This is a genomic window from Catenibacterium sp. GCM10023432 (assembly GCF_042651925.1).
In the GTDB taxonomy this organism is placed as follows: domain Bacteria; phylum Bacillota_I; class Bacilli_A; order Erysipelotrichales; family Coprobacillaceae; genus Catenibacterium; species Catenibacterium mitsuoka.
The window spans coordinates 1-7,357 of sequence record NZ_JBHSEB010000066.1 but is presented as its reverse complement, the minus strand read 5'-3'; the positions used below and the strand labels follow the sequence as shown (position 1 = coordinate 7,357).

The 7,357-nt window shown below is 31.5% G+C and carries 10 protein-coding genes and 1 pseudogene; 4 read left to right on the top strand and 7 right to left on the bottom strand.

Going from position 1 to position 7,357, the window contains the following annotated elements; all coding sequences use genetic code 11:
* Positions 1-221: 221 nt before the first annotated feature.
* On the bottom strand, positions 222-707 hold the full coding sequence (locus ACFOZZ_RS08845) for a Panacea domain-containing protein (protein ID WP_376815094.1): 486 nt from the start codon (positions 705-707) through the stop codon (positions 222-224).
* Between the two features lie 830 nt (positions 708-1,537).
* On the bottom strand, positions 1,538-1,768 hold the full coding sequence (locus ACFOZZ_RS08840) for a hypothetical protein (protein WP_376815093.1): 231 nt from the start codon (positions 1,766-1,768) through the stop codon (positions 1,538-1,540).
* Positions 1,769-1,988: 220 nt separating this feature from the next.
* Between ACFOZZ_RS08840 and trpA the strand changes: the two genes are divergently transcribed.
* Entirely contained in the window at positions 1,989-2,411 is a 423-nt protein-coding gene (trpA, locus tag ACFOZZ_RS08835) for a tryptophan synthase subunit alpha (RefSeq protein ID WP_376815092.1), read from the top strand.
* Positions 2,412-2,435: 24 nt separating this feature from the next.
* Here trpA and ACFOZZ_RS08830 read toward each other — a convergent pair whose 3' ends face one another.
* The 5 genes from ACFOZZ_RS08830 to ACFOZZ_RS08810 form a co-directional block, all read right to left on the bottom strand.
* Positions 2,436-3,134, bottom strand: coding sequence for a hypothetical protein (locus ACFOZZ_RS08830; protein ID WP_055235160.1), 699 nt, complete (start codon positions 3,132-3,134; stop codon positions 2,436-2,438).
* A 179-nt stretch (positions 3,135-3,313) separates the two neighbouring features.
* Entirely contained in the window at positions 3,314-3,820 is a 507-nt protein-coding gene (locus ACFOZZ_RS08825; protein WP_320803574.1) for a hypothetical protein, read from the bottom strand.
* 10 nt (positions 3,821-3,830) lie between these two features.
* Positions 3,831-4,388: a hypothetical protein gene (locus tag ACFOZZ_RS08820; protein WP_055235156.1), complete on the bottom strand. Its 558-nt coding sequence runs from the start codon at positions 4,386-4,388 to the stop codon at positions 3,831-3,833.
* A 68-nt stretch (positions 4,389-4,456) separates the two neighbouring features.
* A complete protein-coding gene (locus ACFOZZ_RS08815; protein WP_055233502.1) occupies positions 4,457-4,933 on the bottom strand; it encodes a hypothetical protein in 477 nt (158 codons plus the stop codon).
* A complete protein-coding gene (locus ACFOZZ_RS08810) occupies positions 4,920-5,171 on the bottom strand; it encodes a hypothetical protein (RefSeq protein WP_055233503.1) in 252 nt (83 codons plus the stop codon). The genes ACFOZZ_RS08815 and ACFOZZ_RS08810 overlap by 14 nt, the downstream gene beginning before the upstream one ends.
* 681 nt (positions 5,172-5,852) lie before the next feature.
* Here ACFOZZ_RS08810 and ACFOZZ_RS08805 point away from each other — a divergent pair.
* The 3 genes and pseudogenes from ACFOZZ_RS08805 to ACFOZZ_RS08795 form a co-directional block, all read left to right on the top strand.
* On the top strand, positions 5,853-6,332 hold the full coding sequence (locus tag ACFOZZ_RS08805) for a GNAT family N-acetyltransferase (protein WP_376815091.1): 480 nt from the start codon (positions 5,853-5,855) through the stop codon (positions 6,330-6,332).
* Between the two features lie 13 nt (positions 6,333-6,345).
* On the top strand, positions 6,346-6,801 hold the full coding sequence (locus ACFOZZ_RS08800) for a hypothetical protein (protein ID WP_376815090.1): 456 nt from the start codon (positions 6,346-6,348) through the stop codon (positions 6,799-6,801).
* Positions 6,802-7,116: 315 nt separating this feature from the next.
* Positions 7,117-7,293, top strand: a pseudogene (locus tag ACFOZZ_RS08795) (IS5/IS1182 family transposase); the annotation flags it as partial.
* Between the last annotated feature and the right edge of the window lie 64 nt (positions 7,294-7,357).

Below are 7,357 nucleotides of genomic sequence, written 5' to 3'. Positions count from 1 at the left end.
TATCTAAAAACACTTTAATTATCTAATATGATGAGGTCTATTTCTATACACTATATTATTTGGCGCTTACTATCAAACAATTCTTTTTTCAAATTTTGATTAGTATTCATCCCATCGCCTGTAGAAGATAGAATTTCCCACTTAAAAAGGGTTGCTAGATGCATCCAGTAACCCTTCTATAATATCTGACTAATTTCACCTATAACTCAAACCAAAACTCATTAATTCTGAAAATATCTCTTTATTGCATCGATGGATATTTCATTATTCTGATTTGGAACATAAGAGTTTATCCAAGGAGATTGTTTATGTGTTAATGAAACAAGATCAGTAGCTGCATATTCTGAAAAACTATCTATTACTCTATCAATACGTTTCTTATCTTCATCAAGAATAACATCATCATTATACTTTACTCTTTTCGTATTCCAGATATTATCTGTATCAAACAAATAATATGATTCTATAGTTGGAATATCTCCATTTGCATACTGCTTATATTCATTATATGCACAAGGTATAACTGGACCAAAATCCCATGCTTCAATTTTATCATCAAAACAAGATGCATTTTTTGTTTTATCAATTAGAAAATAAGCCTGAATAAGATAAAGCACTTTTTGTAGCTTTAAGTTTGAAATACCATAGTCCTGTTCATTGCTGTAATTAATCACATGACGACATACTTCTAAAACATCATAACTCATACTTTATACACTCCTTTTCCTAACCATACTAGAACATATTTCAAATAGCAATGATTTTCTCAAACACTCTCTAATATAAGCAAAGAGCATGCATTCGCACACTCTTACATTTTAATGACAGAAGAAAATGTTTTACCATCTTCTTCGTCTAATTATTCTCTTACCATTGAAACTTACCAAACAAACTTCAAGCCAGGCCATGAAATAGAAAACAATTTTAATAAACCACCAAATTAACCATAGTGGAAAAAACAGAAGATAACATAATAACCTTAACATTTTAGATAACCCCTTCTCTTATCAGTTTAAAGAAAATAATACTATCATATTACTTACAAAACTATGTTCACAAGCCCTTCATCCATCACATAGTACATTATTACCATCCTCTTTTTCTTCTAATTGCTCCACTAGCATAGAAACTTGTCAAACAAAGATCAAGCCAACCCATGAAAAAGAAAATTACTTTAATAAACCACCAGATTAACCAAAACGGAAACAATGCTAAATAGAATGTGAATTTAAACATTATAACCAAGAAACTAAAAAACAAACTAATCATTCAGATAACCCCTCTCTTATCAATTTTGATTGCACATTACTCTTCACATTACAAGATATAAAACATTGTATTCTTGGAATCATTCCACCCTTTTCAATTCAATGATACACTATCCAATCATGTTTTAATATCAATTTAGAATTATTTCTGAATCTTTGCGAGTTCAAAAATAACTAGAATTGGAAATACTAAAATCACCAACAATACCTTTAAAACCCTACCTACTAGTAAAAGCTTATCATCAGTAGTCATAGTAATAATCTCCTTTTTATTTAAATAAGTCCCAGAAACTTACAGTCGTCTTTCTATAAATCTTATTATATGCAGCCTTTCTAGGATTCGTAATCCATCCTCTGCCCTTCTTACCATATCCAGGTATAAGAGCTCTTTTAATTGATCTTTTAGCTCTTCCTGTTGTTCTAGCACTAATAGATTTTTTTAATAATGGTGTTCTTACTCCGAACTTCATATTACTCATCTTCATTCCTACTACTATCATATACTATTTTCCACCTTCATGTATTCCGTACCCCTCTGACAGCGCCTTTCTAGAGGTGTTTCTAAAATATTTTGAAATTTCTATGATAAAAGGAGGTAATATGTGAAATGGTTAACCTTGTTAGAAAAAATACAGATATTCCTATGGTCTTTATGACTTATGCAAATGTTGTTCATAACTATAGATTGAGAAGTTCTGTCAAAAAATAGTAGAAGGCAATATGAGTGGAATGATTCTTCCTGATGTTCCTTTTGAAGAAAAAGAAGAATTTGATATAGTCTGTAAAGAGTATGGACTAGATCTTATTAGTACGATTGCTCCTACAAGTCATCAGCGTATCCAGATAATTGCGAAAAAAGCAAATGGTTTTATTTACTGTGTGTCTTCTTTAGGTGTCACTGGTGTACGTTCAGAGATTACTACAAATATTGGTGCGATGGTTGATTTAGTACGTGAAGTCACAAATATACCTGTAGCGGTAGGATTTGGAATTTCTACACCAGAACAAGCAAAAAAGATGGCATCTCAATCAGATGGTGTCATCGTTGGTAGTGCAATTATTAAGATTATTGAAAAATATGGAAAAGATGCCCCGCAATATGTAGAAGCATATGTAAAAGAAATGGTGAAAGCACTCAAGTAAACTTTGTCTTAGGATCAAGTTATTCTATTTTGAAGCTCTATTATACGTCTTACCATCCACCTTGAATTCAACATTACTTAATCTTGTAAGATAAATAGTCTTATCAATCCTTTTTGTTTTATACTCATTATCACTTGTATAATCATAAGAATAACTATAGAATTCGACTTTGTCTTTTTTTAGTTTTCCTTTATATTGAGATTTTACTAATGATACTTCTCTATTCTCATAATCATTTATTTCATAGAAGTATACTTCATCACCATTTATAAAAAAAGTGTCTCCTTCTAAATTACCTTCTAAATACCAGATTCCATCATATGCATGTTGAATATCATAATTTACTTTTGCATAGATACCTCCACCAAGTAGAATAACACATACTACAATGAGTGAAGCAAATGCTTTTTTATTCTTCTTGAATGCATGACAGAATGCAAGAAATGTACTTTTGATAGAATCTTCATCTTCAGGCTCTTCTAATTTTGGTTCGTGTAACATCTTACCTTGAGTTGTAAGCATGACTCCTACACCATTTATTAACTTTCCAAATACCCATAAAAGAATCATCAAGAATATAAAAACAACAGTGTAATAAATCTTCATCCTCAAGAAATATTCGTTTTCTAGATAATGATACAAAAGAAATACATTCACTAATATACCTACTAGAGTAAAAATCTTTGATAATGCCTTAAGTTCCCTTCCTAATCTATAATGCATAATTAATCTCCCTTCATCATTAGATTGCCACTCATTATATCATACAATTATCAATAAAAGCCTCTATCTTCATTAGATGCTCAATACTTACATCTATATTCACAATATAGATAATAGTAAAATCCTTACATTGTATAGACACAAAAAAAACGTTAACCCGAAGGTTAACGCCCCTTAAGTTAGTCTGTGAGACTAATTCCAAAATTCATAGTACCTGTATATTTTAATCCAGGTTCTAGATTAATCTTATCATAAAGTACTGGTTTTACTGTATAAGTCACAGTACCATTTTCAGTAAACGAAGCAAGTTCTGTACCTGTTACTGTATCATCACCTTTAGTTTCATATACTTTATTATCAGGACTGATCAACTGATAACGAATGACACCAGTATAAGATGGTTTAGATGTTCTTGCTTGTAAAACTAACTGATTGCGATAATAGTTTGTACCCGCTACAGTTACTGATACCTTCTTACCATCTAGATAAGCCACATCCTTAGCTTCAATAGTCATAGGTGTACCTTCTTCACTTAATGCGAGTGATGAAGGAATAGACACTGTATAAGTCGGATCATTCTTTTTCACAAATGAGAATTCAGTAGATGCATCCTGTGCATAAACAGGAAGTGATAAAGCAGAAACTGCCATTAATGCAGTCAATGCACATGTTATTGTCTTTTTCATAGTTTTCTCCTTATTTGATATCGTATAATCCAATGCCATAATCAATCCAGCCAGTATAATGAACACCCTTCTGTATAGCAAGGTTAGAATCTACTTTACCTTGTTCTTCAGGATAATCCTGTGATACTGGATACATTTCATAATTGACGGTACCGTTATCAGTAAATGATGCGAGTTCCATACCCTTAATCTGTTTTTCAAGAGCACCCATCTTAAATTCATCACCTGTACCCTTGATCATAATAGTCATTAAGTATGGCTTATTCCCGTTATTCTTATCACCAGTTAAATAAAGACGACCATATACACCATTACCTTTCTTTAATATAACTGAGATCTTCTTACCTTCTGGGATATACTGTACATCACTTGCAGTAACAGGAACCTGTGTATGTTCTGTTGCACTTAAAGTCACCTTTTCTGGTACTGTCACAGTATAAATAGGATCATTAGGGACAAATAATGAGATATCAGTATGTCCAGTTGATGTATTCGCTGCAAAAGCTGGAGTGATCATCATCATACCTGTCACGAGAGTTGTACAAACTGCTGTCATAGTTCTTTTCATAATCGTTTTCCTCCTTGGAATATTCATATTCAATTGTATCTATATAGACAGAGTGGTATCTGTTATTTCTATACAGCCTGCAAGTTTGCTTTAACGCTTGCTCCATTCATTCTTGTATTCTCTCCATCCATAGAATATGTTTCAATATTCATATAGATAGTATAATCACCCTTCTTAAGTGCTTTATTCACCTTAAAGGATTTAATAGCTTTACCTGGTTCAATATAATCTGATGTATAAATAGGATCACTGTTTTCTCCTACAGTAATATTGTATTTGAAGTAACAATTATTCCCTTCTGGATTTAATAATGTAATATTCCAGTTCTTCTCTCCTGCAGCTACACTTAAGTTTCCATAGCCTGGTATCTTAATTCCTTGATTACCTTGATTAGGGAGTTCTTTTTTCCATTCTGTGGCATCTTTATCAATCACTACACCATTTGTATTTTCTTGAGAAGAATGAATAAAATGATAAGCAGTAAAAGATCCTGCCAGCACTATAAATAACGCAATACATATTATGATGATTCTATTCTTCTTCATGACGTTCCTCCTTCATTGAGAATCCAGCAATACCTAATAATAAGCTTCCTGTTAAGAGTAAACCTAATTCCTTAATAGTCTTACTAGACATGTCACCTGTTTTCACTGGTTCTTTTTCTACTACCTGTGGATCATTATTTCCACCATCAAGTTCAATACTTGTACTTAACGCAAATACATTATGACAATTCATTAATACCATCACACTACAACATAACACCATTAATACTCTTTTCATTCTCATCACTTCCCTTTGACTATAACAATTATAGTAATAGTAGAAGTAATTCACTTGCATATTCCAGTTAAGTGTTTGTAAAGAAAGCAGTCTTAAAAGAAAGAATGTATCTTATTGTACAAAACACAGATGATATTCATTTAATATTTAGTTTGATTTTCTTTCCCAAAATGTTCTAATGGATAGGAAGAAAAGGTCGATATGGAGACCTAAAACCTTCAAAGGAACTCCTTGGAGTTCTTTTTTTATTGCATAAAAAAATCCCTCTATAAGGGACCATATCAATTATTAAATAAGTCTTTTTATGATGAGTTAGTTTATTTACCAAATTAATCCAAGTGAGTTTGTTTATTTTGTAGAATAATTAGTTTATTTCATCAATTAAACTAAATGAGTTTGCTTATTTTATCTAATATTTAGTTTATTTACTGTTTTAACATCATACAGTTATGTTATTTTTCATTCATTTATCTAATTTGATCATTATTACATAAATCATTTATGTTATTTTGATTAAAATTTATGTTTATTTTATGATTTTTATCTCATTTCATTATTTTTGATCAATTACATAAAAGAAGTTATGTAATTTTTTGAACAATTCATTTCTCTATCTTAAGAAAACTTAAGTACCTTACCATCTCCCCTATTAGTATAATAAGATAAACGGAGGGAATGACCATGAACAAGACTCTTACATTCAGATTTGCGAAACGTAGTGATACAGCACTTATTCTTCAATTCATTAAAGAATTAGCTGATTATGAAAAGATGCTAGATGAAGTGGTAGCAGATGAAGCCACACTTGAAACATGGATATTTGATAAGCAGAAAGCAGAAGTGATCTTTGCGGTAGTAGATAATAAAGAAATAGGTTTTGCCTTATTCTTCCATAACTTTTCTACATTCCTAGGACGTTCTGGTATTTATTTAGAAGATTTGTATGTAAAACCAGAATATCATGGAAACGGTTATGGTAAGGCAATTCTTAAGAAGCTCGCTTCTATTGCAGTAGAACGTGGCTGTGGACGTTTAGAATGGTGGTGTCTAGACTGGAATAAGCCTAGTATTGAGTTCTATTTATCTCTAGGTGCCAAGCCTATGTCAGATTGGACAGTATATAGAATTACTGGAGATACTCTAAAAGAACTTGCAGACTAAAGGAGATGTTCCTATGAATAAGAAAACGATTATATCTATCATATTTGCCTGTATGATTATTGTAAGTGGTGTAATGTATTGGAATTATTCTAAAGACTATAATCATGTAATCAAAGAGAACTGGAATATATCTATTCCTTCAGATTCTGATTATTCTGAAGTATATAGTAAGGATGCTGGATCAAGTTTTAATAGAGATGGCGTCCGTTATCATGTTTTTACATATGAGAATGAAGAACCTATCGAAAAGATGTTCTCATGGAAAAAAGATCAAGGAGAAACCATCTATGATGGCAACTATATAGATGCAACCAATAAATGGCTGGATGAGATCAATGTACTTGCAATAAGTCGACCTACTCATACAGATTGTGTCTATTGGTATAAATCACATGAAGACCATAGTGAAATAATCATATTATGGAATAAGAAAGAAAAGAGACTCTATATCGTAGAGTCGTTTATGTAAAAAGAACCAGTTTTTAGATAAATCGGTTCTTTTAAAGTTATCTCCCAAATCGATACCCTTTTTGGGAGATAAATAATTATATTGGGAGAAAAAAATGCAACGTTAGATTTCTAACATTGCATCAGACTGTTGACAAACTAAATGTTAACAGTCTTTTCTTTTAAAATCGAATAGTATGTGATAATATAGTTAATGCCGTAAGTGTCCACACTCCAATTAAGCAAATTTGTGGCCTTACGGTCTTTTCGTTTCCTGTCAATTAAGGCCTAAAAATGGTATAATTAAGATGCTTAATTGGAGGATATAAATATGGCAATGACTAATCGTGCAAACATTAAACGTGATGGACTTATCATGAGTACTTTAGACGACCTAGTACCACAGGATCATTTGGTTAGAACACTGGAAGCTACGATAGACTGGAAATTCATCTATCCGTTAGTGAAATCACTTTACAGTAATTTCGGCAGACGTTCTATTGACCCTGTTGTTAAACCGCAAACTCTACCCATAATAAAAAGTAATAAAACCGCAAATTAAATTAATAAACAGGTGG

Excerpts from the sequence above, each read along its gene's own strand:
- ACFOZZ_RS08845 (WP_376815094.1), bottom strand. The coding sequence starts at position 707 with ATGAGTTATGATGTTTTAGAAGTATGTCGTCATGTGATTAATTACAGC.
- ACFOZZ_RS08840 (WP_376815093.1), bottom strand. The coding sequence starts at position 1,768 with ATGATAGTAGTAGGAATGAAGATGAGTAATATGAAGTTCGGAGTAAGA.
- trpA (WP_376815092.1), top strand. The coding sequence starts at position 1,989 with ATGAGTGGAATGATTCTTCCTGATGTTCCTTTTGAAGAAAAAGAAGAA.
- ACFOZZ_RS08830 (WP_055235160.1), bottom strand. The coding sequence starts at position 3,134 with ATGCATTATAGATTAGGAAGGGAACTTAAGGCATTATCAAAGATTTTT.
- ACFOZZ_RS08825 (WP_320803574.1), bottom strand. The coding sequence starts at position 3,820 with ATGAAAAAGACAATAACATGTGCATTGACTGCATTAATGGCAGTTTCT.
- ACFOZZ_RS08820 (WP_055235156.1), bottom strand. The coding sequence starts at position 4,388 with ATGAAAAGAACTATGACAGCAGTTTGTACAACTCTCGTGACAGGTATG.
- ACFOZZ_RS08815 (WP_055233502.1), bottom strand. The coding sequence starts at position 4,933 with ATGAAGAAGAATAGAATCATCATAATATGTATTGCGTTATTTATAGTG.
- ACFOZZ_RS08810 (WP_055233503.1), bottom strand. The coding sequence starts at position 5,171 with ATGAAAAGAGTATTAATGGTGTTATGTTGTAGTGTGATGGTATTAATG.
- ACFOZZ_RS08805 (WP_376815091.1), top strand. The coding sequence starts at position 5,853 with ATGAACAAGACTCTTACATTCAGATTTGCGAAACGTAGTGATACAGCA.
- ACFOZZ_RS08800 (WP_376815090.1), top strand. The coding sequence starts at position 6,346 with ATGAATAAGAAAACGATTATATCTATCATATTTGCCTGTATGATTATT.